This is a genomic window from Shigella sp. FJ200513 (genome assembly GCF_040495915.1).
In the GTDB taxonomy this organism is placed as follows: domain Bacteria; phylum Pseudomonadota; class Gammaproteobacteria; order Enterobacterales; family Enterobacteriaceae; genus ECMA0423.
Genome location: NZ_JBDYCV010000018.1, coordinates 1 through 25,941, shown reverse-complemented (window position 1 = coordinate 25,941; position 25,941 = coordinate 1). Strand labels below are relative to the sequence as shown.

Sequence of the window (25,941 nt, the reverse complement as noted above, 5' to 3'; positions counted from 1 at the left end):
ATGATAAGACGCGCCAGCGTCGCATCAGGCATCGAGAGCCAAATGCCAGATGCGGCGTGAACGCCTTATCTGGCCTACGAACCGACGATAACTTAACGATCCCAGTAAGACTCTTCCTGGCTGTCTTCACGCTCCGGCAAGCCGCGCGTTAAACGAGGTGAATGCTGGTTCAGTACCTGATAGCTCACACGGTTAGCATATTTACACACCTGCGCTAACGATGAATAAGTTAACCAGGTGAATTTATGTTTGCTGGAGTTTGGTACGTTGCTACGATGGTAGCTGTTGGCGGTAATGTCATGCAGCAACGCTGCCAATGCGCCATCCCCCGCTCCATTAGTGTTCATGATTTTTTCCGGCCCGCCCATGTACGGCGCAATGTGCGAATAGACACGCAGCGGATTCTGGCAATCCTTGTGGCGCATGGCGCGGCTAAACTCATACTGGTTGAATTCCGCTATAGCGCCCGGCAGCAGCGGATGCTGGGTTTTACGTTTCGCTTCGTCTTCGGTAAAGCCCGCCATATACAAGCCGATTGGCCCGGCGGTGCACAGCACCAGCTCTACCCAGTCCAGCGCCTTGTCAGATGCCAACAACGGATCGCTTTCTCCGGTCAACGCTTCGGCTTCATCTTCGTTCATCGCAAGGATAGAAACGTGGTCTTTGAGGAATTGCTGCCACCACTGCGGATTCTCGGCAATGACAAACTTGGTGCCCAGCGTCAGCACCACCGGTACGTTATATTTCTTCGCGTACTCAATGGCTTTCATGGTTGCTTCCGGCATGGGTTCACCCGGCTTGCAACGCACCAGATATGAGGTGAGAACCAGTGCCGAGGCTCCGGCAATCACATCTTCCGGAATGCTTTCAGCCCGCAGCTGGTTCATGTGGCCTGGACTGATAGCAAAGGTACGTTCCCCGGACTCGCCAATCAGCGTAAAGCAACGACCAATCGGACCATCCACGCCTTGTAGATAGTTAAGATCGGTACGGCTGGAAGTGTTACACAGGTAACGATAGGCATAACTGCCAATTTCAATATTGCTGCACATGACGCCCAGCAGCACCGAACGGTCGTCCGCGAGCACCGAGTAGTTGTGCATGGTGTTACCAATGGTGCCACCCGCAAACTGATGGGTAATCAGGTTTTTCTGTTTTAGCTCCTGATAAAGCACTTCGGCTACGTCATCCTCAATCACCAGTGAATGCCCGGCGCTTAATCCATAACGCTCAATGAATTCATCATCCACTTTCGCTTCAATATCGACCAGCGTCTGGTCAATACCTACGACCCAGGCGGCGCTGGTTTCGTTTTCTGGCTGGAATTGCTGAAGCAGCGGATCGCGTGCATTTACAGGGAAGTAATGTTTGGATTTACGTTTACCGGGAAATTTCATGGTTGTTTTTACGGGTGGTTAACTGAGCGGCGAATGTTAACACAATCTGACGGGAGCGCGCGAGACGCAGCCAGTTTCAATATCAGCAGGCGGGATCGCATTTTCATGGCAGTGGTTCCTTACAATGACGTAATTTGAAAGGAGTTTTTGTATGAAGCCGGAAAACAAACTACCTGTTCTGGACCTTATTTCTGCTGAAATGAAGACCGTTGTGAATACTCTTCAGCCGGATTTACCGTCCTGGCCCGCAACGGGAACGATTGCTGAGCAACGACAGTATTACACGCTTGAGCGCCGATTCTGGAATGCGGGCGCTCCAGAAATGGCAACCAGAGCTTACATGGTTCCAACAAAATATGGGCAGGTGGAAACACGTCTCTTTTGTCCGCAGCCAGATAGCCCGGCGACGCTATTTTATTTGCATGGAGGCGGTTTTATTCTCGGCAATCTCGATACCCACGATCGCATCATGCGCCTGCTGGCAAGCTACAGCCAATGTACGGTGATTGGTATTAATTACACCCTTTCACCTGAAGCGCGTTTTCCACAAGCGATAGAGGAAATTGTGGCTGCTTGTTGTTATTTCCACCAGCAGGCGGAGGATTATCAAATCAATATGTCCCGCATTGGCTTTGCCGGTGATTCCGCAGGTGCCATGCTGGCGCTCGCCAGTGCGTTGTGGTTGCGTGATAAACAGATCGATTGCGGTAAAATTGCGGGTGTTTTGCTGTGGTATGGGCTTTACGGATTACGGGATTCCGTGACTCGTCGTCTGTTGGGCGGTGTCTGGGATGGCTTAACGCAACAGGATTTGCAGATGTATGAAGAGGCGTATTTAAGCAACGACGCGGACCGCGAGTCACCGTATTACTGTCTGTTTAATAATGATCTCACTCGCGAAGTTCCGCCCTGTTTTATTGCCGGGGCGGAGTTCGATCCGCTGCTGGATGACAGCCGTCTGCTTTACTAGACGTTAGCGGCGCATCAGCAGCCCTGTGAGTTCAAACTCTACCCAGGTACGCTGCATGCCTTTTTGCATTATTCACGGATGATGAAAACCGCCGACGAGGCTCTTCGCGACGGCGCTCAGTTCTTTACCGCTCAGCTTTAGCGATACGCGGCAACAAGATTAGCCATCATTTCGATATGTTCCGGCGTGGCATTAAGCGCTGGAATATATTCATATTTTTTCCCGCCCGCACCGAGGAAGACCTCACGGTTTTGCTCGGCAATCTCTTCCAGCGTCTCCAGACAATCCGCAGCAAAGCCCGGGCACATCACCTGTATATGACCTACGCCTTTTTCTCCGAGCATTTTCAGCGTTTCGTCGGTATAAGGCATCAGCCAGGGTTCCCGGCCAAAGCGCGACTGAAAGGTCATCATCACTTTTTCCGGTACCATCCCCAGTGCGGAAGCCAGTTCGCGAGTCGTTGTGCGGCAACGTTGCGGGTAATCATCGCCTTCATCTGCATAACGCTGGGGAATGCCATGATAAGAGAGCAGCAGCAGATCCGGTTCGCCATGTTTGGCAAAAGAAGCGCGTACGCTGTTCGCCAGTGCATTAATGTAATCGTGGTTATCGGCGTAATCACGAATAAACGATATCCCCGGAATGCTACGTTTGCGCGCCAGAATGCGTGCCAGTTCATCCCATACCGCACCGACCGTAGAACAGGAGAATTGCGGATAAAGCGGCAGCACCACAATATGATCTACATGCTCTGCCAGGAGTTCATCGACGGAGCTTTCCAGTGATGGCGAGCCGTAGCTCATGCCCAGCGCCACTGGCGTATCCGGTAAACGTTGTGCCAACGCCTGCTGTTGCTGGCGGCTGTAAACCATCAGCGGCGAGCCGTCTTCCATCCAGACAGAGGCGTACAGCTTCGCCACACGCGGCGAGCGCAGCGGCAAAATCACGCCGCGCAGCAACGGCCACCATAACAACCGTGAGGTATCAACCACGCGTCTGTCGCTTAAAAATTGTTTCAGATAGCGTTTTACCGCTTCAGGTGTGGGGGCATCGGGCGTACCCAGGTTTGCCAGCAGGATACCGGTTTTAGTCTGACGCATTACCGCCTCTTATCGATTCAACTTGTTGATAATTGTAGCGGAAAAGTGAGGAAGAAGAACTAATTGCTGTGAGAGGTATTGCCTGAGGTGGATAAGCAGACCTGCCCGAAAGCAGATCTGCTGCGGCTTGATTAGCCGAGGATTTTTTCCAGATCAGCGCGAACTTCAGCAACCTGCTTGGTACCGTCAACTTTCGCGTATTTGGTGTTACCCGCTTCCGCTTCTTTGGAGTAGTAGCCGATCAGCGGTGCAGTCATCTGATGGTATTCAACCAGACGTTTACGCACGGTTTCTTCCTGATCGTCTTTACGGGTAGTCAGTTCTTCACCGGTAACGTCGTCTTTGCCTTCTACTTTCGGCGGATTGAATTTAACGTGATAAACACGACCAGACGGCGCATGAACGCGGCGGCCTACGATACGATCAACAATCAGTTCGTCCGGTACGTCGAATTCCAGAACGTAATCAACATTGATGCCCGCTTCTTTCATCGCGTCTGCCTGCGGAATGGTACGCGGGAAGCCGTCCAACAGGAAACCATTACGGCAGTCTTCCTGAGCAATGCGCTCTTTAACCAGCGCGATCACCAGTTCGTCGGTGACCAGTTTGCCAGCATCCATAATGTCTTTTGCTTGTTTACCCAGCTCGGAGCCAGATTTGACCGCAGCACGCAGCATATCGCCAGTGGAGATTTGCGGAATACCATATTTCTCCATGATGAACTGAGCCTGAGTCCCTTTCCCCGCGCCCGGAGCGCCAAGCAGAATGATACGCATTGCGAAAATCCCCTTAAAATGTGTCGATTTTTTTGAAAAAGCGATAAACGATACCACCAACAGGCGATTGCCTCAAGAAAGGCACCTGAGGCTGAAACGGTTAATGGCGAGATAATTTGCGGAAAGTACAGATGATGAAAAGAAAAATGCCGGATGACACAAAGGTCATCCGGCATGACATCAGGAAACCAGCAGCTGATTCATACGACGAATAAACAGGTTCGGATCTTCCAGCGTGCCGCGTTCTGCCAGCAGCGCCTGATCCAGCAGCAGTTCTACCCACTCGCTGAACTTGGCTTCATCTTCAGTATCTGCCGCACGTTTCACCAGTACGTGATCCGGGTTCAGTTCGAAGATGTATTTCACTTCTGGCACTTTCTGGCCCGCCGCAGCGAACAGTTTCGCCATCTGAGTGCTCATTTCGTCCGCGTCGGTCGAAACGATCGCTGGCGTATCGGTCAGACGGTGAGTCAGACGGACATCTTTCACGCGCTCGCCGAGCAGAGCTTTCACGCGGTCGATGAACGGAGTCAGTGCTTTCTCCGCTTCTTTCGCGCTCTCATCAACTTCGTCAGCCAGTTTTTCCAGCGACTCGTCAACTTTAGACACCGACTGGAACGGTTTACCGTCGAACTCAGTCAGATAGTTCATCATCCACTCATCGATGCGGTCGGAAAGCAGCAGAACTTCGATGCCTTTCTTACGCAGCAGTTCCAGGTGCGGGCTGCTCTTCGCTGCCGCATAGCTGTCTGCAGTGATGTAGTAGATTTTCTCCTGCCCTTCTTTCATGCGGGAAACGTAGTCTTCCAGAGACACGGTCTGCGCAGAAGAATCGGTATAAGTAGAAGCAAAACGCAGCAGTTTGGCGATCGCTTCCTGGTTAGCGAAATCTTCCGCCGGACCTTCTTTCAGTACCAGGCCAAACTGTTGCCAGAAGGTCTGGTATTTTTCCGCGTCGTCTTTCGCCAGTTTTTCCAGCATTTGCAGCACACGCTTGGTCAGCGCATTGCGCAGGTTACGCGTTACCGTGCTGTCCTGGAGGATTTCACGGGAAACGTTCAGCGGCAGATCGCTGGAGTCAATCAGACCACGCACGAAGCGCAGATAGTTCGGCATGAACTGTTCAGCGTCGTCCATGATAAACACGCGTTGAACGTACAGTTTCAGGCCGTGTTTATGATCACGGTTCCACATATCCCACGGAGCCTGGGACGGGATGTACAGCAGGCTGGTGTACTCCTGCTTACCTTCAACGCGGTTGTGGCTCCAGGTCAGCGGATCGTTAAAGTCGTGGGCGATGTGTTTGTAGAACTCTTTATACTCTTCATCGGTGATTTCCGACTTGTTACGAGTCCACAGCGCCTGCGCTTTGTTGATTTTTGCCCAGGAGATAACGGTTTCGCCATCTTTCTCTTCGCGTTTTTCGATCTCTACCGGCAGCGCGATATGGTCGGAGTATTTGCTGATGATGGAACGCACGCGCCAGTCATCGAGGAACTCGTCTTCGCCTTCACGCAGATGCAGGGTGATTTCAGTACCACGATCTTCTTTGGTGATATCGGCAACGGTATATTCACCTTCGCCAGCCGATTCCCAGAAGACGCCGTTTTCTGGTTTTTCGCCTGCCGCGCGAGTACGCACGGTCACTTTGTCGGCCACGATAAACGCAGAGTAGAAACCAACACCAAACTGACCGATCAGCTGGCTGTCTTTCGCTTGGTCAGAACCCAGGGATTCGAGGAATGATTTGGTACCGGATTTAGCGATAGTCCCCAGATGGTCAATCACTTCGTCGCGGGTCATCCCCACGCCGTTATCGGAGATGGTCAGCGTGCGCTTGTCTTTATCGAAAGAGACACGAACGCGCAGTTCGCCATCACCTTCGTACAGGTCCGGGTTAGATAGCGCACGGAAACGCAGCTTGTCCGCCGCATCGGAGGCGTTAGAGATAAGCTCACGCAGGAAGATTTCTTTATTGGAATAGAGAGAATGGATCATCAGGTGCAGAAGCTGTTTCACTTCTGACTGAAAACCACGAGTTTCTTGTCCTTTCATGTAGGTCTACCTCAATAATGCCATTTTAAGGTTAAAAACAGGATGAGGGAGAGATGGGGACAAGGGAGAATAATTTCAAGCGAGAGCAGGTGCTCCTGCTCTCGTTTGCTTAAAAACGAATCTTATGACGCCCGGCGAGGGAGTGTGACAGCGTGGTGCCATCGACCATTTCCAGTTCGCCGCCAACCGGTACGCCATGAGCGATTCGGCTGGCTTCCACGTCATATTGCGCGCAAAGCTCGGCAATGTAGTTAGCGGTAGCTTCACCTTCAACCGTGGGATTGGTGGCGAGGATCACTTCAGTGATTTTTTCCTCTGCCAGACGCTGTTCCAGACGATCAAGCCCGATATCATCCGGACCGATGCCGTCCAGCGGTGACAGATGCCCCATCAACACAAAATAACGACCAGAAAACTGCCCCGTCTGCTCAATGGCGTAGATGTCCGCCGGACTCTCCACCACACAGATTTGACCGTTTTCCTGACGACGCGGATTCGAACAGATGTTACAGACTTCCTGTTCGGTGAAAGTGCGGCAATCGGCGCAGTGGCCGATTTCCGACATCGCCCGGGTGAGCGCCTGCGCCAGACGCATCCCGCCGCTACGATCGCGCTGAAGCAGCGTGAACGCCATACGCTGCGCCGACTTCGGGCCAACGCCCGGCAGACAGCGCAGTGCTTCCATAAGCTGTGTTAACAGCGGGCTGGTTTGCATCAGAACGGCATCTTAAAGCCAGGCGGCAGCTGCATTCCGGAGGATACAGAGGCCATTTTTTCTTTCTGCGTTTCTTCAATACGACGTGCTGCGTCGTTGAATGCTGCAGCCACCAGGTCTTCCAGCATCTCTTTGTCGTCTTCCAGCAGGCTCGGGTCGATCTCTACGCGACGGCAGTTGTGTGCACCGTTGATGGTCACTTTTACCAGACCTGCGCCAGATTCGCCGGTAACTTCCAGCTGCGCGATCTCTTCCTGCATTTTCTGCATTTTTTCTTGCATCTGCTGGGCTTGCTTCATCAGGTTACCCAGACCGCCTTTACCAAACATAGGTTTCTCTCTCAATCACGTTAAGGATGACGAACGTAAGCTGTGCTTACGATCAAATGGGGCGGATACTTTCTTCATCCAGCTCCGCATCGAAAAACCGACGCAGGGTCTGAATATTATTATCCGCAATAATGGACTCGCGCGCCTGCGCAAGTTTTTCTTCGTATATCGCCTGACGCCACTCCAGCGGCGTACGCACCGCGGGATTATCATCTTCAACGATAGTCAGTTCAACCGTTGAACCTTTTAACATGCTCAACGCTTCAGCCAGTTTTTGCTGTGCACCGCGGTTGTTCAAATGCCGCTGAGAGGAGCGCAAATGCAGACATACTGCGTTGTCGCTCTCCTCTTTCCAGGCATTTAACGCCACCTGTTCGACCAGTTTTGGTAGCGAAAGTTGGCTCACCTGTGCCGCCCACGGGTCGCGCTCAATGGCTTCTGCCGCTAGCTTCACCGCCAGTTCCGGCGTTTTTTCATGTTCCAGCGCTTTTTTCAGCGCCTTCGGCGTGGCGACCACTTCTTTTTGCTGCATCACCGGAGTGGTCGCCTTCCAGCGATACGCTTCTTTTTTGGCTGGCGCTTTTTCCAGCGCCGATGGCACCGGACGCGCCTGAACGCGATCGGTGACCGAAGCCAGTCTTTCCAGCGCAGCGTTATTCACCGGCCGCGCGCGGGTAGCGGCTGCCGGTTCACTCTTTTTTGCTTTGGTTGCTCCCTGCACGCGCTGCAACTGCTGGCGCGCCGCCAGCACCTGGCTGGTGGTTTCCGGGAGCGGTACAGTCGGTGCCTGCTGCGGCGCTGATTGCGGCGGCACCAGGGTTGGCGTCATTACTGCCGTTGGCGCGACGGGTGCAAAGGACTGGCGTGGCACTTCTGGCTCAGGCAGCGGCATACGCGGATGGAACGCCAGCGCGCGCAGCAGCGTCATCTCAACGCCCATGCGGCGGTCCGGCGCATACGGTAATTCTTTGCGACCAATCAACAGCGTCTGATAGTAAAGCTGAATATCCGTCGGCGGTATGGTGCGCGCCAGTTCACGCATCCGCAGCTCGATGGCGGCCATGTCGTTGCCAAGTGCAGCAGGCGAAAGTTGTACCATCGCAATACGATGCAACAAGCCGAGCATTTCCACCAGCAACGCTTCCCACTCGATACCACGGGCAGCGGCTTCATTAATCAGTGCCATTACGCGCTCGCCGTTGCCCTCGACCATCGCTTCAACCAGCGACAGCGCCTGATCGTCGTCAAGCGTACCCAGCATCGCACTGACCGCCTGGGTTGAAACCTGGCCGTCACCGCTGGCAATCGCCTGGTCGGTCAGACTTAAGGCATCTCGCAGGCTGCCTTCAGCGGCGCGCGCCAACAATTGCAGCGCCCGCGGCTCGTGAGCGATATGTTCTTCATTGAGGATGTGCTCAAGCTGATGGCGAATTTGCTCGACATCCAGCGCCTTGAGATGAAATTGCAGACAGCGTGACAAAATCGTCACCGGCAATTTCTGTGGATCGGTCGTCGCCAGCAGAAACTTAACGTGCTCCGGCGGCTCTTCAAGGGTTTTTAACAGTGCGTTAAAGCTGTGGCGCGACAGCATATGCACTTCGTCGATCAGATAAACTTTGAAACGACCACGCGCCGGAGCGTACTGGACGTTATCCAGCAGGTCGCGGGTATCTTCAACTTTGGTGCGCGAGGCGGCGTCGATTTCAATCAGATCGACAAAGCGCCCCTGCTCGATTTCACGACAGTTATCGCACACGCCGCACGGCGTCGCGGTAATGCCGGTTTCGCAGTTTAGCCCCTTCGCCAGCAGTCGGGCGATAGAGGTTTTTCCGACGCCACGGGTGCCGGAAAAAAGATAAGCATGATGAATACGCCCTAACGACAAGCCGTTCGCCAGTGCGGTCAGCACATGTTCCTGGCCGACGACGTCAGCAAAGGTTTGTGGGCGCCATTTTCGGGCTAAAACCTGATAACTCATTGGCAGGCTCTGAAACGCTGGAAGGTGGATTCACGAAGGGGTAATGCTAACACAGCCCCGTCAGAACGGCGAGGCTGAATGCACATCTTGTGCTGTCCGTAGCGTGGGCAGCACAAGACTGGCGATAATTAATGGCCCGGGAACGGGACAAGGCTGTAGCTGGTAATGCCCTGTTTTTCGAGACGCTGTTCGCCGCCGAGATCAAACAGGTTGATAATGAACGCAGCGTCAGCCACTTCACCACCCAGACGACGGATCAGTTTAACGGTCGCTTCGATAGTGCCGCCGGTTGCCAGCAGATCGTCCACCACCAGAACTTTGTCGCCCGGTTTGATGGCATCAACGTGGATTTCCAGCTGATCGGTGCCGTATTCCAGGTCGTAATTTTCACTGATGGTTTCACGCGGCAGTTTGCCCGGTTTACGGACCGGTACAAAGCCAACGCCCAGACCCAGAGCTACCGGAGCGCCAAACAAGAAGCCACGCGCTTCGGTGCCGACAACTTTGGTAATGCCCGCATTTTTGTAACGCTCAACCAGCAAGTCGATGCTGAGAGCGTAAGCTTTCGGGTCTTCCAGTAAGCTGGTGACATCGCGGAAAAGAATGCCGGGTTTTGGGTAGTCCTGAATGCTTTTGATGCTATTTTTGAGATACTCAAGCTGCTGTGCAGTCGCGGTCATAAGTGTATGCCTGCTTGTTACGGTGGTACTCACGGCGCGTTTTAAACGTATCAAAAGTAACTGTTGTTTAACCTTTGACCGCCTGCGCCTGTGCTCGAAAACGCCAGAATGTACTGGCTGTACGCAATAATTGCAACTGCGATTGTTGTGCTTCAGTGCTTTTCTTGCTTTTCATCAATCACCGGAATTCGCCACATATAGAAAAGCAAACAGGCGAGAATTACCAGCAACATGATGCGCACCCATGGCATCTGGACGAACCACAGAGAAATGGCAAACGTGAGCAAAATAAGCAAAATCGCCCGCGGTTTGACGCCGCGCGGCATCGCATGATGTTTCTGCCAGAAACGTAGATAGCTGCCAAACCATGAGCGGTACAGCAACCAGGCGTGAAAGCGCGGGGAAGAACGGGCAAAGCACCAGGCCGCCAGCAGGATAAACGGCGTCGTCGGTAATACCGGTAATACCACGCCCAGCGTACCCAGCACTACCGCCAGCCAGCCAATGATGATTAAAATGATTCGTTGCATATTGAGTGTTGTCAGCTTACATAGTGGCTACTTTAGCATAACAATTATCATTTTCATTGAGGTCTTATCGTGAAAACCGCCCTGCTGCTGGAAAAACTGGAAGGACAGCTCGCTACGCTGCGTCAGCGTTGTGCCCCGGTGTCACAGTTCGCCACGCTAAGTGCTCGTTTCGACAGGCATCTTTTTCAGACTCGTGCGACAACACTACAGTCTTGTCTCGACGAGGCGGGCGATAATCTGGCTGCGCTTCGTCATGCAGTTGAGCAGCAACAGCTGCCGCAAGTGGCCTGGCTGGCGGAACATCTGGCGGCACAACTGGAAGCCATCGCGCGTGAAGCCTCCGCCTGGTCATTGCGCGAGTGGGACAGTGCGCCACCGAAAATTTCCCGCTGGCAGCGTAAACGTATTCAGCATCAGGATTTTGAGCGGCGGCTACGTGAGATGGTTGCCGAACGCAGAGCCCGCCTGGCGCGGGTGACCGATCTCGTGGAACAGCAAACGCTGCATCGTGAAGTGGAAGCCTATGAAGCGCGCCTGGCACGCTGCCGCCATGCGCTGGAAAAAATCGAAAACAGGCTAGCGCGCTTAACCCGCTAGCAATGGAAAGAGTATGTCACTTGAAAATGCCCCTGACGATGTCAAACTGGCTGTCGATTTGATTGTGCTGCTGGAGGAAAATCAGATCCCTGCCAGTACCGTGCTGCGCGCGCTGGATATTGTAAAGCGTGATTATGAAAAGAAATTAACGCACGATGATGAGGCGGAAAAGTGAGAAATAAATGGGGCCGCTAAATGTCCCCTAAGATTGCGGGCAAACGCAAAACTGCCTGATGCGCTACGCTTATCAGGCCTACACCGCTCCTGCAATATATTGAATTCTTGCGGTTTCGTAGGCCGGATAAGGCGGTCACGCCGCATCCGGCATGAACAACGCGCACTTTGTCAGTAATCTCGGGGCAACTAAATGTCGCCCCCTTTGGTTATTACCCAACCGCTGGTGTCGGATCGTCGCCTTTGTAGTCGCGTTTTACTTCCGTCACCTCATCGCCCTTCTCGTTGTGCAGATGCACTTCAAGCTGGTTAAAGGCAATGTTGATGTCGTTTTCACGGCACAGCTGATCGATAGTACGGTTCAGCTCATCGACAGTACGGCTACGGTCACGCAGTTCACGCACATACAGACGCAGCTCATGATCCAACGTGCTGGCACCAAATGCCGTAAAGAAGACTTCCGGCATTGGTTCGTGCATCACCCTTGGGTGCTCAGTCGCCGCCTTCAGTAACACTTTACGCACTTTTTCCAGATCGGAGCCATAGGCCACGCCGAGACGGATCACCAGACGCGTAGTAGTGTCAGTCAACGACCAGTTGATCAGACGCTCGGTAACAAACGCTTTGTTCGGGATGATCACTTCTTTGCGATCGAAATCGGTAATCGTTGTCGCACGAATACGGATCTTACTTACCGTCCCCGAGAAGCTACCAATGGTTACCGTATCGCCAATACGCACCGGACGTTCGAACAGAATGATCAAACCGGAGACGAAGTTACCGAAAATTTCTTGTAAACCAAAACCAAGACCTACGGATAATGCTGCGGCCAGCCACTGGAGTTTATCCCAAGAGACGCCCAGCGATCCGAACACCGTCATCGCACCAACGGCAATAATGATGTAGTTAAGGATGGTAGTAATGGCATACGACGCGCCCTGGCGCATATTCAGTCGCGAGAGCACCAGCACTTCCAGTAAACCAGGCAGGTTGCGAATCAACGCCCAGGCCACCATTGAGGCGATAATCGCAAACAACAGACTGCCCATGGTGACGTTTTTCACCACCGCAGCGCCAGCTTCAGTGCCGTTGTAATGCCAGAGCGTGATGCTGTCGAGATAGCTGAACACGGTGATCAAATCGGACCAAATTGCCCAGAACATGACACCGAACAGCGCAAACATCAGCAACATGGTAATACGCAGCGTCTGCTGGTTAACTTGCTCCAGTGCAATGGTGGGTTCTTCCGGCGGTTCGGCACCTTCTGCGCCCTCTTTCACCAGATTCTGCCGACGCGCCAGCGCACGACGCCAGGCGATACGCCGCGCCGCTACGCTTAAGCCGCGCAATACCGTCTGGTAGAGCAAGTTCCAGATGATCACCAGATAAACGGTTTCAATCCAACGCCCGGAGAGGCGCAGCGTGGTGTAGAAATAACCCGTGGCAGTCAGCACCATCAATGCAATCGGGATAATCGACAGCACGGTAATGGTGACTAGTCGCATGGTGTGCGACTCTTTATCACGCCAGCTTTCGCGGCACATTGGCCATACCAGGAAGGCAATCAGCAGCAGGTTGAAGAAAATCATCGCCTGCCCCAGCACATCATCCATCAGATGCAGCGGGGAAAGTTCTGCCACCACAGACCAGAAATGGATAGGCAGCAACGCGAGACTGATGCGGACAATTTGCCGACGCCAGTGGCTGGTCTGCTGCTCCGGCATGCCGAAGTGACGCACGGCAACGCCATTTTTCTCCAGTACCTTCCAGCACAGGCCAAACACCAGCCAGAAAATCGCCAGTTTTTTACTGAACGACCATAGCAGTTCGCTGATGTTGAGCTGCATGGTCAACAGAATCAGGCCAACCGCGAGAATAATCAGGCACACCGGCAGCGCGCGGATCAGGTCGATAAGGATCGCTTTTGGTGTGTTGAGCTGGCTATCGTTACGCAGGGAACCCACAGCGGAAGCCAGTTTCTGTTGATACGCTTTCAGCCAGCCCAGACGCCAGTGGATCAGCCCGGCAATCAACAGCAGCGGCAAACCGGCGAGGAAAGCGATAAAAACGGCAGGCCAGGCTTTTTCCCAGTTCACCGTGATTTTCATCGACTTAAATTCATCTTTCAGGCTTTGCGGGAACGCTTTGATCCAGTCCCAGTCCATTGGACGGTTACTGTTCACCCAAAAGATTTGCTGAGTCAGGATGGATTTCAGGTTTTTCGATACGCTCATTAACTGCTGCTGGTTGATTTGCAGGTTAATGGCCATCATCAGCTGGTTACCCAACTGTTTGTTGAGTTGATCCAGCAATTCGCGACGCATATCAACCACTTGCAATAACGCATCGTGAACTTCGCTGTTGACTTCGTTGGTGTGACCTTCTTCCAGTTTGTTGACGAACGCATCGCTCTGGAAGAGTGCATCACGCTGCTGGTTAACTTCAAACTGTTCGAGACGCAAATCCGCGATGCGGTTGGTCATGTTTTCCAGTTCATCCGCCGAGGGCAGCGTTTGTTGTTGCTGGTAAAGGATACGAGACAACAGCAGGCTGCCCTTCAGGACGGCAATCTGCTCTTTAATATTGCGTTCCGATTGCAGCGCCCGCTCCAGCCAGTTTTTGACTTTAATGTTTTGCTGCATCAACTGATTACCGTTTTCAGTCGCGGTAATCAGACGCTGACTTAACTGCTGGTTAATTTCCAGTTCCTGTTTCACCAGCGGATTAGCCTGAATACGCGCGGCTTCATCCGGGGAGACGGCTTCCTGCGCCGTTTTTTCAGTTAAAGTCAGGCGCTTGCTGTTTACCGCTTCTTGCAACAGCTGCAACTGGTGCTCCAGACGGGCGCTGTTCGCCGTCACGTAATCACGTTGCTTTTGCAAGGTATCCTGCAAGACGGTGTTCCCTTCCAGGCTTTTACGCTGCTGGTCAATCTCCGCATTCAGCAACGCCTGCTGAGCCTGCATTAACACTTTCTGGCTGGGACGTAAGGCAGTCTCGCCGACATCAGTCCCATCCAGACGACTGCGAATTTGTTGCAGCTGCTGCGAAGCGTTATACATCGCATTTTGCACGCGTTCGGGCTGCGTCTGTAACGAAACCAGCTGGCTGTTATAAGACGCCAGATCGTTTTGTGCGTTTTGCAAATCGTCCAGCGCCTGGGCAACGCGAGTTTCCAGCTGGCGCAACGAAAGCGTACTCAGAATTTTGCGCGTTTCTTCGTCGTTATCGACATCGCTAAGTGCTGTTAACGCCGCGGTCGCCTGGCGCATTTTTTCCGGCGCTTCAGCGACTTTTTGCCGTAGCTGAACTGTCTCTTCTTTTATGCGATCGATTTTATCGAGGGTGGCTAATGTATCTGTCAGATCCTGCTGCACCAGTTTGTCCTGAGCAGAAAGATCTTTTTGTTTATTTAGTGAGTCAAGTTGCGCCTGCAGGTCCGCTTTTGTCGGCAGATCACCATTCGATGACGCCCGCGCAAACGCCGTGTTCTGGCATAACAAGACAAAAACAAAAGCAATAAATGCTGAAAAAACAAAATGCCGTGATCGTTTGTAATACTGGAACATAGTCATGATGAATGAAGGTTTCTGAACCTGAAGAACGACCTGAAAAAGTCAAACCGCAAGAATATCACGACGCAGTGAACCAGAATAGCAACGACGAAAATGTCCAGGAAAAATCCTGGAGTCAGATTCAGGGTTATTCGTTAGTGGCAGGATTACGAAGCGTGGGGCACAGGAGATACATCTCCAGTAAGATGGCGACGTAATCGCGGGCTTCTTTTTTAAGATCAAAAGATTGCGGGGCAAAGAGCCAGTTTTCCATCAGGCCGGAAATATAGCCGCGCATAATAATTGCTGCCCGACGCGTCATTAAATCCGCAGGCAACATTTTCGCTTCAATACAATGTTTTAACGTTTGTTCTATACGGTCATAACTTTCCAGACAGAGATTACGTTGTGCCTGTTGCACAACAGCCATTTCTCCGACAAATTCGCATTTGTGGAATATAATCTCCATCAATAATCGACGTCGTTCTTCTGTCACCGTGGATTCAAGAACATGAATTAATATCTCTCTTAATACTGAGAGTGGATCGCCAGGGAATTTTGCCTGATACTCAAGCTCTAGTTCACCAATATTGGATTCTGACAGTTCCCAGATCTCACTGAACAAATCCGACTTGTCTTTAAAATGCCAGTAGATTGCACCGCGCGTAACGCCAGCTGCTTTTGCAATCTCGCCCAGCGAGGTGGATGATACCCCCTGCTGTGAGAAAAGACGTAGAGCCACATCGAGGATGTGTTGGCGCGTTTCTTGCGCTTCTTGTTTGGTTTTTCGTGCCATATGTTCGTGAATTTACAGGCGTTAGATTTACATACATTTGTGAATGTATGTACCATAGCACGACGATAATATAAACGCAGCAATGGGTTTATTAACTTTTGACCATTGACCAATTTGAAATCGGACACTCGAGGTTTACATATGAACAAAAACAGAGGGTTTACGCCTCTGGCGGTCGTTCTGATGCTCTCAGGCAGCTTAGCCCTAACAGGATGTGACGACAAACAGGCCCAACAAGGTGGCCAGCAGATGCCCGCCGTTGGCGTAGTAACAGTCAAAACTGAACCTCTGCAGATCACAACCGAGCTTCCAGGTCGCACCAGTGCCTACCGGATCGCAGAAGTTCGTCCTCAAGTTAGCGGGATTATCCTGAAGCGTAATTTCAAAGAAGGTAGCGACATCGAAGCTGGTGTCTCTCTCTATCAGATTGATCCTGCGACCTATCAGGCGACATACGACAGTGCGAAAGGTGATCTGGCGAAAGCCCAGGCTGCAGCCAATATCGCGCAATTGACGGTGAATCGTTATCAGAAACTGCTCGGTACTCAGTACATCAGTAAGCAAGGGTACGATCAGGCTCTGGCTGATGCGCAACAGGCGAATGCTGCGGTAACTGCGGCGAAAGCTGCCGTTGAAACTGCGCGGATCAATCTGGCTTACACCAAAGTCACCTCTCCGATTAGCGGTCGCATTGGTAAGTCGAACGTGACGGAAGGCGCATTGGTACAGAACGGTCAGGCGACTGTGCTGGCAACCGTGCAGCAACTTGATCCGATCTACGTTGATGTGACCCAGTCCAGCAACGACTTCCTTCGCCTGAAACAGGAACTGGCGAATGGCACGCTGAAACAAGAGAACGGCAAAGCCAAAGTGTCGCTGATCACCAGTGACGGCATTAAGTTCCCGCAGGACGGTACGCTGGAATTCTCTGACGTTACCGTTGATCAGACCACTGGGTCTATCACCCTACGCGCTATCTTCCCGAACCCGGATCACACTCTGCTGCCGGGTATGTTCGTGCGCGCACGTCTGGAAGAAGGGCTTAATCCAAACGCTATTTTAGTCCCGCAACAGGGCGTAACCCGTACGCCGCGTGGTGATGCCACCGTACTGGTAGTTGGCGCGGATGACAAAGTGGAAACCCGTCCGATCGTTGCAAGCCAGGCTATTGGCGATAAGTGGCTGGTGACAGAAGGTCTGAAAGCAGGCGATCGCGTAGTAATAAGTGGGCTGCAGAAAGTGCGTCCTGGTGTCCAGGTAAAAGCACAAGAAGTTACCGCTGATAATAACCAGCAAGCCGCAAGCGGTGCTCAGCCTGAACAGTCCAAGTCTTAACTTAAACAGGAGCCGTTAAGACATGCCTAATTTCTTTATCGATCGCCCGATTTTTGCGTGGGTGATCGCCATTATCATCATGTTGGCAGGGGGGCTGGCGATCCTCAAACTGCCGGTGGCGCAATATCCTACGATTGCACCGCCGGCAGTAACGATCTCCGCCTCCTACCCCGGCGCTGATGCGAAAACAGTGCAGGACACGGTGACACAGGTTATCGAACAGAATATGAACGGTATCGATAACCTGATGTACATGTCCTCTAACAGTGACTCCACGGGTACCGTGCAGATCACCCTGACCTTTGAGTCTGGTACTGATGCGGATATCGCGCAGGTTCAGGTGCAGAACAAACTGCAGCTGGCGATGCCGTTGCTGCCGCAAGAAGTTCAGCAGCAAGGGGTGAGCGTTGAGAAATCATCCAGCAGCTTCCTGATGGTTGTCGGCGTTATCAACACCGATGGCACCATGACGCAGGAGGATATCTCTGACTACGTAGCGGCGAATATGAAAGATGCCATCAGCCGTACGTCGGGCGTGGGTGATGTTCAGTTGTTCGGTTCACAGTACGCGATGCGTATCTGGATGAACCCGAATGAGCTGAACAAATTCCAGCTAACGCCGGTTGATGTCATTACCGCCATCAAAGCGCAGAACGCCCAGGTTGCGGCGGGTCAGCTCGGTGGTACGCCGCCGGTGAAAGGCCAACAGCTTAACGCCTCTATTATTGCTCAGACGCGTCTGACCTCTACTGAAGAGTTCGGCAAAATCCTGCTGAAAGTGAATCAGGATGGTTCCCGCGTACTGCTGCGTGATGTGGCGAAGATTGAGCTGGGTGGTGAGAACTACGACATCATCGCAGAGTTTAACGGCCAACCTGCTTCCGGTCTGGGGATCAAGCTGGCGACCGGTGCAAACGCGCTGGATACCGCTGCGGCAATCCGTGCTGAACTGGCGAAGATGGAACCGTTCTTCCCGTCGGGTCTGAAAATTGTTTACCCGTACGACACCACGCCGTTCGTGAAAATCTCTATTCACGAAGTGGTTAAAACGCTGGTCGAAGCGATCATCCTCGTGTTCCTGGTTATGTATCTGTTCCTGCAGAACTTCCGCGCGACGTTGATTCCGACCATTGCCGTACCGGTGGTATTGCTCGGGACCTTTGCCGTCCTTGCCGCCTTTGGCTTCTCGATAAACACGCTAACAATGTTCGGGATGGTGCTCGCCATCGGCTTGTTGGTGGATGACGCTATCGTTGTGGTAGAAAACGTGGAGCGTGTTATGGCGGAAGAAGGTTTGCCGCCAAAAGAAGCTACCCGTAAGTCGATGGGGCAGATTCAGGGCGCTCTGGTCGGTATCGCGATGGTACTGTCGGCGGTATTCGTACCGATGGCCTTCTTTGGCGGTTCTACTGGTGCTATCTATCGTCAGTTCTCTATTACCATTGTTTCAGCAATGGCGCTGTCGGTACTGGTAGCGTTGATCCTGACTCCGGCTCTTTGTGCCACCATGCTGAAACCGATTGCCAAAGGCGATCACGGGGAAGGTAAAAAAGGCTTCTTCGGCTGGTTGAACCGCATGTTCGAGAAGAGCACGCACCACTACACCGACAGCGTAGGCGGTATTCTGCGCAGTACGGGGCGTTACCTAGTGCTGTATCTGATCATCGTGGTCGGCATGGCCTATCTGTTCGTGCGTCTGCCAAGCTCCTTCTTGCCAGATGAGGACCAGGGCGTATTTATGACCATGGTTCAGCTGCCAGCAGGTGCAACGCAGGAACGTACGCAGAAAGTGCTCAATGAGGTAACGCATTACTATCTGACCAAAGAAAAGAACAACGTTGAGTCGGTGTTCGCCGTTAACGGCTTCGGCTTTGCGGGACGTGGTCAGAATACCGGTATTGCGTTCGTTTCCTTGAAGGACTGGGCCGATCGTCCGGGCGAAGAAAACAAAGTTGAAGCGATTACCATGCGTGCAACACGCGCTTTCTCGCAAATCAAAGATGCGATGGTTTTCGCCTTTAACCTGCCCGCAATCGTGGAACTGGGTACTGCAACCGGCTTTGACTTTGAGCTGATTGACCAGGCTGGCCTTGGTCACGAAAAACTGACTCAGGCGCGTAACCAGCTGCTTGCAGAAGCAGCGAAGCACCCTGATATGCTGACCAGCGTACGTCCAAACGGTCTGGAAGATACCCCGCAGTTTAAGATTGATATCGACCAGGAAAAAGCGCAGGCGCTGGGTGTTTCTATCAACGACATTAACACCACTCTGGGCGCTGCATGGGGCGGTAGCTATGTGAACGACTTTATCGACCGCGGTCGTGTGAAGAAAGTTTACGTCATGTCAGAAGCGAAATACCGTATGCTGCCGGATGATATCGGCGACTGGTATGTTCGTGCTGCTGATGGTCAGATGGTGCCATTCTCGGCGTTCTCCTCTTCTCGTTGGGAGTACGGTTCGCCGCGTCTGGAACGTTACAACGGCCTGCCATCCATGGAAATCTTAGGCCAGGCGGCACCGGGTAAAAGTACCGGTGAAGCAATGGAGCTGATGGAACAACTGGCGAGCAAACTGCCTACCGGTGTTGGCTATGACTGGACGGGGATGTCCTATCAGGAACGTCTCTCCGGCAACCAGGCACCTTCACTGTACGCGATTTCGTTGATTGTCGTATTCCTGTGTCTGGCGGCGCTGTACGAGAGCTGGTCGACTCCGTTCTCCGTTATGCTGGTCGTTCCGCTGGGGGTTATCGGTGCGTTGCTGGCTGCCACCTTCCGTGGCCTGACCAATGACGTTTACTTCCAAGTAGGACTGCTCACAACCATTGGGTTGTCGGCGAAGAACGCGATACTTATCGTCGAATTCGCCAAAGACTTGATGGATAAAGAAGGTAAAGGTCTGATTGAAGCGACGCTTGATGCGGTGCGGATGCGTTTACGTCCGATCCTGATGACCTCGCTGGCGTTTATCCTCGGCGTTATGCCGCTGGTTATCAGTACTGGTGCTGGTTCCGGCGCGCAGAACGCAGTAGGTACCGGTGTAATGGGCGGGATGGTGACCGCAACGGTACTGGCAATCTTCTTCGTTCCGGTATTCTTTGTGGTGGTTCGCCGCCGCTTTAGCCGCAAGAATGAAGATATCGAGCACAGCCATACTGTCGATCATCATTGATACAACATGTAATCACTAAGGCCGCGTAAGCGGCCTTTTTTATGCATAACCTACGAACATTAAGGAGTAATTGAACCACCAACTCAGGATCTCATACGAAAACCAGTATTAACCACGTATAAAATTCATAAAAAATACTGATTGTTAGTTAATTTATATTAAGTAGCGCTAATAGATTTAATAATCCATAATCATTTAGAGGCTATTCTTAATTATTTGCGGTAATTCTTTATTCATTCCTCGGTTATTACGTCATATTCAGAGCAATCCTGGTATTAGTGTCACCAATTTCATCTGGCGATAATCCTGAAATGTTATGAACAGTTCGAGCAAACTGCTTTTACCTGCTGCGGGTTAGTGCTAGTATGAAAAAGTGAGTCCTGTCCCGATTCCTTCCTAATTGTAATGTTTCGTAATAATGCGATGAAAACCTGCAAAGAGTGGCTTATAGTTAAGCTAACAAACGAGAGGGCAAGTCTAGGTCAGTAAGTTTTTTCCATCCCGAAAGGTGTCCGTTAGTTCAACCACTAAGAAGGGGACGCGTTATGGATGAATACTCACCCAAAAGACATGATATCGCACAGCTTAAGTTTCTCTGTGAAACCCTGTATCATGACTGTCTTGCAAACCTTGAAGAAAGCAATCATGGTTGGGTTAACGACCCAACCTCGGCGATCAACCTCCAGTTGAATGAACTGATTGAGCATATTGCGACCTTCGCACTTAATTACAAAATTAAGTATAATGAAGACAATAAGCTCATTGAGCAGATCGACGAATATCTGGATGACACCTTTATGTTGTTCAGCAGTTATGGTATTAATATGCAGGCTCTTCAGAAATGGCGGAAGTCAGGTAATCGACTATTCCGTTGTTTTGTCAACGCGACGAAAGAGAATCCTGCGAGTTTATCTTGTTAGAATTATTACAACCATGGGTAGAAGTATGTCCGAAAAACCTTTAACAAAAACCGATTATTTAATGCGTTTACGTCGTTGCCAGACAATTGACACGCTGGAGCGTGTTATCGAGAAAAATAAATACGAATTATCAGATAATGAACTGGCGGTATTTTACTCAGCCGCAGATCACCGCCTCGCCGAATTGACCATGAATAAACTGTACGACAAGATCCCTTCCTCAGTATGGAAATTTATTCGCTAATAAATAATTCGCTTTCGGTGCTATAACCGGCTGTTTATTAAGAATTTTATACTTTTTCGCCATGAAGACATACCCTATGTGATCTTTATCACACAGATGTAATGAGAACGTTCTCTTCACTGACTTTTCGTCTTACTGTGTTGCCGCATTTTCAGCAACCGGAGGTCAGTAATGAGCACAGAAAAAGAAAAGATGATTGCTGGTGAGTTGTATCGCTCGGCAGATGAGACGTTATCTCGCGATCGCCTGCGCGCTCGTCAGCTTATTCACCGATACAATCATTCCCTGGCGGAAGAGCACACATTACGCCAGTAAATTCTCGCTAATTTATTCGGTCAGGTGACAGAGGCTTATATTGAGCCAACGTTTCGCTGTGATTATGGCTATAACATTTTTCTCGGCAATAATTTTTTCGCCAACTTCGATTGCGTGATGCTTGATGTCTGCCCTATTCGCATCGGTGATAACTGTATGTTGGCACCAGGCGTTCATATCTACACGGCAACACATCCCATCGACCCTGTAGCACGTAATAGCGGTGCTGAACTGGGGAAACCCGTCACCATCGGTAATAACGTCTGGATTGGCGGACGCGCGGTCATTAACCCTGGTGTGACCATTGGTGATAACGTCGTGGTAGCTTCAGGTGCAGTTGTCACAAAAGGTGTCCCGGACAACGTTGTCGTGGGCGGTAATCCAGCCAGAATAATTAAAAAATTGTAATCGGTTTTTCGCAACTGTTATGCAAAATTGTGGTAGATCTGTTACTTCCCCTCTACTATTCCCACGTTAAAATAGGGTGTTCCCTGGAAAGTTGCAGATACCACGAAGGCAAACGATGACCGAAATACAACGCCTGCTGACCGAAACGATTGAGTCTCTGAATACCCGCGAAAAACGCGACAACAAACCCCGCTTTAGTATCAGTTTTATCCGTAAACATCCGGGGCTGTTTATCGGTATGTACGTTGCTTTTTTTGCCACCCTGGCGGTGATGTTGCAGTCCGAAACGCTGTCAGGCTCTGTCTGGCTACTGGTTGTATTATTTATCCTGCTTAATGGTTTCTTCTTTTTCGATGTCTACCCACGCTACCGCTATGAAGATATCGACGTGCTGGATTTCCGCGTTTGCTATAACGGCGAATGGTACAACACGCGCTTTGTACCTGCCGCGCTGGTTGAAGCCATCTTGAACTCTCCGCGTGTCGCGGATGTTCATAAGGAACAACTGCAAAAAATGATCGTCCGTAAAGGTGAACTGTCTTTTTACGATATTTTTACCCTCGCTCGCGCCGAATCAACATCTTAAGTTAGGGTTACATACCAGGCGTAAAGCTCTGCGCCTGGTCAAATGACAATGATCGTTTCCACCCATCACTTCATGAAATACCAGCTCTACCTCCTTATCTCCTGCCAGCCTTTTTCCACAATCAGATATACTTTCCCTACACTGTGTTAATAAGGATATGCTGGTGAGAACACGACATCTGGTCGGCCTTATTTCGGGAGTACTGATTCTTTCAGTATTGCTGCCTGTCGGCTTAAGCATCTGGCTGGCCCATCAGCAGGTAGAAACATCGTTTATTGAAGAGCTGGATACCTATTCCTCCCGCGTCGCTATTCGAGCCAATAAGGTGGCGACACAAGGGAAAGATGCGCTGCAGGAGCTGGAAAGATGGCAAGGCGCTGCCTGTAGCGAAGCCCATCTCATGGAAATGCGTCGGGTATCTTACAGTTATCGCTATATTCAGGAAGTGGTTTATATCGATAACAACGTTCCCCAGTGTTCGTCTCTGGAGCATGAAAGTCCGCCCGATACCTTTCCCGAGCTAGGTAAAATTTCGAAAGATGGTTATCGTGTCTGGTTAACATCGCATAACGATTTAGGCATTATCCGTTACATGGTCGCCATGGGAACGGCACATTATGTCGTCATGATCGACCCCGCTTCCTTTATTGATGTCATTCCCTATAGTTCATGGCAAATTGATGCCGCCATTATTGGCAATGCCCATAACGTTGTCATAACCAGCAGCGATGAAATTGCTCAGGGAATTATTACCAGGCTACAAAAAACACCCGGTGAGCATATCGAAAATAATGGGATCATTTACGATATACTGCCCTTCCTGGAGATGAATATTTCGATCATCACCTGGGCTTCAACGAAAATGTTGCAGAAAGGCTGGCATCGGCAAGTCTTTATTTGGTTACCGCTCGGGTTGGTGATTGGCCTGCTGGCAGCGATGTTTGTGCTGCGTATTTTGCGCCGTATCCAATCACCGCATCATCGGCTGCAGGATGCTATCGAAAATCGTGATATTTGCGTGCACTATCAGCCGATTGTCTCCTTAGCCAATGGCAAAATTGTCGGTGCTGAGGCACTGGCGCGCTGGCCGCAGACAGACGGTAGTTGGTTGTCACCAGATAGTTTTATTCCGCTGGCACAGCAAACGGGCCTTTCTGAGCCATTGACGCTACTGATTATAAGAAGCGTCTTTGAAGATATGGGCGACTGCTTGCGTCAGCATCCACAGCAGCATATTTCGATCAATCTTGAATCCACCGTGCTCACCTCGGAAAAAATCCCGCAATTGCTGCGTGAAATGATCAATCACTATCAGGTTAATCCCAGACAGATCGCGCTTGAACTCACTGAACGCGAGTTTGCCGATCCGAAAACCAGCGCCCCGATAATTTCTCGCTACCGGGAGGCGGGCCATGAAATTTATCTTGATGATTTTGGTACGGGGTATTCAAGTTTAAGTTATTTACAGGATCTGGATGTCGACATTCTGAAGATCGATAAATCTTTCGTTGATGCGCTGGAATATAAAAATGTCACGCCGCATATCATCGAAATGGCAAAAACACTGAAACTGAAAATGGTAGCGGAGGGAATCGAAACCAGTAAACAAGAAGAGTGGCTACGCCAGCATGGCGTGCACTACGGTCAGGGCTGGCTCTACAGCAAGGCATTACCGAAAGAAGATTTCTTACGCTGGGCCGAGCAACATTTGTGAATTTTTGGGCTGACGGCACGCCGCACAGCCCGTCACGCTACCTATTCGTCGATGATTGACTCGAATCCGCCATAGATCATTCGCTTGCCGTCAAACGGCATGGACTCGCCGAACTCTTTCATCCGTGGGTCCGACATCATCTTTTGATTAGCTGCGTCGCGGACCTCTTTTGAAGGGTATTCAATCCAGCTAAAGACAACCTCTTCATTCTCTTCCGCTTTCACCGCCATACGAAAATCGGTCACTTTGCCATCCGGCACATCGCTGGCCCAGCATTCGACAATACGAAGCGCGCCAAACTCTTTAAACAATGGCGCGGCCTTAGCGGCCATTTCCCGATAGGCATCCTTTTTATCGGCAGGAACGGCAACCACAAAACCATCAACATACTTCATCAGACATACCTCCGAAGCGTACTGCGCAGCCAGACAATTCTTGCGACGTCAGTTGTGGTTAAAGTTTAGCCATGCTGGGATTTTTTGACGAAACGGTGGGAGGCAGAAATGGGTGGGGGCCCTGCCAGCTACATCCCGGCACACGCGTCATCTGCCTTGGCTGCTTCCTTCCGGACCTGACCTGGTAAACAGAGTAGCATTGCGGGAGAACCAACAGAGCCCCCATTGAGAGCGTTGAAAACCAACGCGCAGGCGCATTATCACTGCTGCCCCGGCTAATTGCAACCCATTGCGTGCCAGATGCTGGTTTCTTGCGCAATGCGACTTCACTCGGGCGTTTTTCCAGATTATGCTGAAAAATTACCTCAGGAAGAAAAGATGGAAAAAGAAGATTCATTTCCCCAACGCGTCTGGCAAATCGTCGCCGCTATTCCCGAAGGCTATGTCACCACTTACGGTGATGTGGCGAAACTGGCGGGATCGCCCCGCGCCGCGCGCCAGGTGGGCGGTGTGTTAAAGCGTCTCCCTGAAGGCAGCACCTTACCCTGGCACCGGGTGGTTAATCGCCATGGCACAATTTCGCTAACCGGGCCGGATTTACAGCGTCAGCGACAGGCATTACTGGCAGAAGGTGTGATGGTATCGGGAAGCGGGCAAATCGACTTGCAGCGTTATCGCTGGAACTACTAACCCTCTCCGGGCGGAGTAATGCCAGTCAGTTAAGCAACTGACTGGCTCTTTTTCGGGGCTGTGGGGTATTTCCAGGGCCTCTCCTTTACCACTCTCGGGAAGGCCCTTCCCCTTCTCGTCGGTAATTTCACAAGTTGTCCCATACTTGCAAGATCGCGCATCAGCTCCGGTATACGTCCCGGTGAAGCGCCCTGCAATGTCATCAGCATTCTCATCACCATTCCGCATGATTCTGAGAAACTCAGTTGATTCGGCCAGTAACCTTTCAGATGTTCCGCCATTTTAATCATCTGATATCTCACCAGATTATAAGCCAGTAAGACACCCCACAGCTCTTGCTCCACAAGCTCCGGCTTTTTACTTCTCAGCGTCAGCCTGCTCAGTTGCATCGTCTGTTTTATCTCCCTGTATCCCAGTTCGATTTCCCAGCGATTACTGTACAGATCCGCCATTTCTCCTCCGGGGAAGCGCATGGCGTCCGTCATCGACGTCAGCAGATGGCAGACTTTTC

General features: G+C 51.4%; 22 protein-coding genes, 1 other RNA gene, 2 pseudogenes and 1 other annotated feature. Of the genes and pseudogenes, 11 read left to right on the top strand and 14 right to left on the bottom strand.

What is annotated here, in order from left to right; genetic code table 11:
- Positions 1-92 precede the first annotated feature (92 nt).
- Complete coding sequence (gene gsk, locus ABZJ92_RS06275) at positions 93-1,397, bottom strand: inosine/guanosine kinase (RefSeq protein WP_000671585.1); 1,305 nt, start codon at positions 1,395-1,397, stop codon at positions 93-95.
- Positions 1,398-1,548: 151 nt separating this feature from the next.
- Between gsk and aes the strand changes: the two are divergent.
- Positions 1,549-2,508 (top strand): annotated as a pseudogene (aes, locus tag ABZJ92_RS06270) (acetyl esterase).
- On the opposite strand, the gene hemH reads toward aes, so the two are convergent.
- The 8 genes from hemH to ABZJ92_RS06230 all read right to left on the bottom strand — a co-directional run bounded on the left by hemH (position 2,505) and on the right by ABZJ92_RS06230 (position 10,530).
- Complete coding sequence (gene hemH, locus ABZJ92_RS06265; RefSeq protein ID WP_001250094.1) at positions 2,505-3,467, bottom strand: ferrochelatase; 963 nt, start codon at positions 3,465-3,467, stop codon at positions 2,505-2,507. The pseudogene aes and the gene hemH sit on opposite strands and share 4 nt — an antisense overlap.
- A gap of 131 nt (positions 3,468-3,598) precedes the next feature.
- A complete protein-coding gene (adk, locus tag ABZJ92_RS06260; RefSeq protein WP_001220235.1) occupies positions 3,599-4,243 on the bottom strand; it encodes an adenylate kinase in 645 nt (214 codons plus the stop codon).
- A gap of 180 nt (positions 4,244-4,423) precedes the next feature.
- Positions 4,424-6,298 (bottom strand): molecular chaperone HtpG, encoded by a 1,875-nt coding sequence (htpG, locus tag ABZJ92_RS06255; protein WP_000678191.1) that lies wholly within the window; start codon positions 6,296-6,298, stop codon positions 4,424-4,426.
- A 109-nt stretch (positions 6,299-6,407) separates the two neighbouring features.
- Complete coding sequence (recR, locus tag ABZJ92_RS06250; RefSeq protein ID WP_001195025.1) at positions 6,408-7,013, bottom strand: recombination mediator RecR; 606 nt, start codon at positions 7,011-7,013, stop codon at positions 6,408-6,410.
- A complete protein-coding gene (locus tag ABZJ92_RS06245; protein WP_000467098.1) occupies positions 7,013-7,342 on the bottom strand; it encodes a YbaB/EbfC family nucleoid-associated protein in 330 nt (109 codons plus the stop codon). The genes recR and ABZJ92_RS06245 overlap by 1 nt, the downstream gene beginning before the upstream one ends.
- A gap of 52 nt (positions 7,343-7,394) precedes the next feature.
- Positions 7,395-9,320 carry a DNA polymerase III subunit gamma/tau gene (gene dnaX, locus ABZJ92_RS06240; protein WP_000122039.1) on the bottom strand — a complete coding sequence of 642 codons (1,926 nt, stop codon included), beginning with the start codon at positions 9,318-9,320 and terminating at the stop codon, positions 7,395-7,397.
- Positions 7,998-8,062, bottom strand: a sequence feature (DnaX frameshifting element). (Overlaps the previous gene by 65 nt.)
- A 128-nt stretch (positions 9,321-9,448) precedes the next feature.
- The gene (apt, locus tag ABZJ92_RS06235) at positions 9,449-10,000 is read right to left on the bottom strand and encodes an adenine phosphoribosyltransferase (protein WP_005052987.1); all 552 of its coding nucleotides are present in this window, start codon (positions 9,998-10,000) and stop codon (positions 9,449-9,451) included.
- 152 nt (positions 10,001-10,152) lie between these two features.
- On the bottom strand, positions 10,153-10,530 hold the full coding sequence (locus ABZJ92_RS06230; RefSeq protein ID WP_001188905.1) for a DUF454 family protein: 378 nt from the start codon (positions 10,528-10,530) through the stop codon (positions 10,153-10,155).
- A 69-nt stretch (positions 10,531-10,599) separates the two neighbouring features.
- On the opposite strand from ABZJ92_RS06230, the gene priC reads away from it, so the two are divergent.
- Both priC and rsmS read left to right on the top strand, forming a co-directional pair.
- The gene (gene priC, locus ABZJ92_RS06225) at positions 10,600-11,127 is read left to right on the top strand and encodes a primosomal replication protein N'' (RefSeq protein WP_000844881.1); all 528 of its coding nucleotides are present in this window, start codon (positions 10,600-10,602) and stop codon (positions 11,125-11,127) included.
- A gap of 13 nt (positions 11,128-11,140) precedes the next feature.
- Complete coding sequence (gene rsmS, locus ABZJ92_RS06220; RefSeq protein WP_000051152.1) at positions 11,141-11,302, top strand: pleiotropic regulatory protein RsmS; 162 nt, start codon at positions 11,141-11,143, stop codon at positions 11,300-11,302.
- Between the two features lie 211 nt (positions 11,303-11,513).
- Here rsmS and mscK read toward each other — a convergent pair whose 3' ends face one another.
- A complete protein-coding gene (gene mscK / locus ABZJ92_RS06215; protein ID WP_000177726.1) occupies positions 11,514-14,876 on the bottom strand; it encodes a mechanosensitive channel MscK in 3,363 nt (1,120 codons plus the stop codon).
- Positions 14,877-15,003: 127 nt separating this feature from the next.
- Positions 15,004-15,651, bottom strand: a complete 648-nt coding sequence (gene acrR, locus ABZJ92_RS06210) for a multidrug efflux transporter transcriptional repressor AcrR (RefSeq protein WP_000101737.1) — start codon at positions 15,649-15,651, stop codon at positions 15,004-15,006.
- Between the two features lie 141 nt (positions 15,652-15,792).
- Between acrR and acrA the strand changes: the two genes are divergently transcribed.
- The 7 genes and pseudogenes from acrA to pdeB all read left to right on the top strand — a co-directional run bounded on the left by acrA (position 15,793) and on the right by pdeB (position 24,345).
- Positions 15,793-16,986, top strand: coding sequence for a multidrug efflux RND transporter periplasmic adaptor subunit AcrA (acrA, locus tag ABZJ92_RS06205; protein WP_011069267.1), 1,194 nt, complete (start codon positions 15,793-15,795; stop codon positions 16,984-16,986).
- A 22-nt stretch (positions 16,987-17,008) separates the two neighbouring features.
- A complete protein-coding gene (gene acrB / locus ABZJ92_RS06200) occupies positions 17,009-20,158 on the top strand; it encodes an efflux RND transporter permease AcrB (protein WP_001132484.1) in 3,150 nt (1,049 codons plus the stop codon).
- Positions 20,159-20,703: 545 nt separating this feature from the next.
- Positions 20,704-21,078, top strand: a complete 375-nt coding sequence (tomB, locus tag ABZJ92_RS06195) for an Hha toxicity modulator TomB (protein WP_000344797.1) — start codon at positions 20,704-20,706, stop codon at positions 21,076-21,078.
- 25 nt (positions 21,079-21,103) lie between these two features.
- On the top strand, positions 21,104-21,322 hold the full coding sequence (locus ABZJ92_RS06190; RefSeq protein WP_001291435.1) for an HHA domain-containing protein: 219 nt from the start codon (positions 21,104-21,106) through the stop codon (positions 21,320-21,322).
- Positions 21,323-21,493: 171 nt separating this feature from the next.
- Positions 21,494-22,045 (top strand): annotated as a pseudogene (gene maa / locus ABZJ92_RS06185) (maltose O-acetyltransferase).
- A gap of 115 nt (positions 22,046-22,160) precedes the next feature.
- Entirely contained in the window at positions 22,161-22,631 is a 471-nt protein-coding gene (locus tag ABZJ92_RS06180) for a YlaC family protein (protein ID WP_000136192.1), read from the top strand.
- A 163-nt stretch (positions 22,632-22,794) separates the two neighbouring features.
- Positions 22,795-24,345: a cyclic-guanylate-specific phosphodiesterase PdeB gene (gene pdeB / locus ABZJ92_RS06175; protein WP_005098218.1), complete on the top strand. Its 1,551-nt coding sequence runs from the start codon at positions 22,795-22,797 to the stop codon at positions 24,343-24,345.
- 41 nt (positions 24,346-24,386) lie between these two features.
- On the opposite strand, the gene ABZJ92_RS06170 is transcribed toward pdeB, so the two are convergent.
- Together ABZJ92_RS06170 and ffs are read right to left on the bottom strand one after the other, a co-directional pair.
- Entirely contained in the window at positions 24,387-24,740 is a 354-nt protein-coding gene (locus tag ABZJ92_RS06170) for a DUF1428 domain-containing protein (protein ID WP_000878140.1), read from the bottom strand.
- A 119-nt stretch (positions 24,741-24,859) separates the two neighbouring features.
- Positions 24,860-24,956, bottom strand: an RNA gene (gene ffs, locus ABZJ92_RS06165) — signal recognition particle sRNA small type.
- A 162-nt stretch (positions 24,957-25,118) separates the two neighbouring features.
- On the opposite strand from ffs, the gene ABZJ92_RS06160 reads away from it, so the two are divergent.
- The gene (locus tag ABZJ92_RS06160; RefSeq protein WP_000409911.1) at positions 25,119-25,430 is read left to right on the top strand and encodes an MGMT family protein; all 312 of its coding nucleotides are present in this window, start codon (positions 25,119-25,121) and stop codon (positions 25,428-25,430) included.
- Positions 25,431-25,459: 29 nt separating this feature from the next.
- Here ABZJ92_RS06160 and ABZJ92_RS06155 read toward each other — a convergent pair.
- Positions 25,460-25,941: transposase (locus ABZJ92_RS06155; protein ID WP_276198290.1), on the bottom strand; the 482-nt coding region annotated here is incomplete at its 5' end.

Bases quoted from the DNA above. Each gene is read 5' to 3' on its own strand.
- ABZJ92_RS06170 (WP_000878140.1), bottom strand. From the start codon at position 24,740: ATGAAGTATGTTGATGGTTTTGTGGTTGCCGTTCCTGCCGATAAAAAG.
- adk (WP_001220235.1), bottom strand. From the start codon at position 4,243: ATGCGTATCATTCTGCTTGGCGCTCCGGGCGCGGGGAAAGGGACTCAG.
- tomB (WP_000344797.1), top strand. From the start codon at position 20,704: ATGGATGAATACTCACCCAAAAGACATGATATCGCACAGCTTAAGTTT.
- htpG (WP_000678191.1), bottom strand. From the start codon at position 6,298: ATGAAAGGACAAGAAACTCGTGGTTTTCAGTCAGAAGTGAAACAGCTT.
- dnaX (WP_000122039.1), bottom strand. From the start codon at position 9,320: ATGAGTTATCAGGTTTTAGCCCGAAAATGGCGCCCACAAACCTTTGCT.
- apt (WP_005052987.1), bottom strand. From the start codon at position 10,000: ATGACCGCGACTGCACAGCAGCTTGAGTATCTCAAAAATAGCATCAAA.
- ABZJ92_RS06190 (WP_001291435.1), top strand. From the start codon at position 21,104: ATGTCCGAAAAACCTTTAACAAAAACCGATTATTTAATGCGTTTACGT.
- ABZJ92_RS06180 (WP_000136192.1), top strand. From the start codon at position 22,161: ATGACCGAAATACAACGCCTGCTGACCGAAACGATTGAGTCTCTGAAT.
- recR (WP_001195025.1), bottom strand. From the start codon at position 7,013: ATGCAAACCAGCCCGCTGTTAACACAGCTTATGGAAGCACTGCGCTGT.
- ABZJ92_RS06230 (WP_001188905.1), bottom strand. From the start codon at position 10,530: ATGCAACGAATCATTTTAATCATCATTGGCTGGCTGGCGGTAGTGCTG.
- acrB (WP_001132484.1), top strand. From the start codon at position 17,009: ATGCCTAATTTCTTTATCGATCGCCCGATTTTTGCGTGGGTGATCGCC.
- mscK (WP_000177726.1), bottom strand. From the start codon at position 14,876: ATGACTATGTTCCAGTATTACAAACGATCACGGCATTTTGTTTTTTCA.
- ABZJ92_RS06160 (WP_000409911.1), top strand. From the start codon at position 25,119: ATGGAAAAAGAAGATTCATTTCCCCAACGCGTCTGGCAAATCGTCGCC.
- gsk (WP_000671585.1), bottom strand. From the start codon at position 1,397: ATGAAATTTCCCGGTAAACGTAAATCCAAACATTACTTCCCTGTAAAT.
- rsmS (WP_000051152.1), top strand. From the start codon at position 11,141: ATGTCACTTGAAAATGCCCCTGACGATGTCAAACTGGCTGTCGATTTG.
- acrR (WP_000101737.1), bottom strand. From the start codon at position 15,651: ATGGCACGAAAAACCAAACAAGAAGCGCAAGAAACGCGCCAACACATC.
- ABZJ92_RS06245 (WP_000467098.1), bottom strand. From the start codon at position 7,342: ATGTTTGGTAAAGGCGGTCTGGGTAACCTGATGAAGCAAGCCCAGCAG.
- acrA (WP_011069267.1), top strand. From the start codon at position 15,793: ATGAACAAAAACAGAGGGTTTACGCCTCTGGCGGTCGTTCTGATGCTC.
- hemH (WP_001250094.1), bottom strand. From the start codon at position 3,467: ATGCGTCAGACTAAAACCGGTATCCTGCTGGCAAACCTGGGTACGCCC.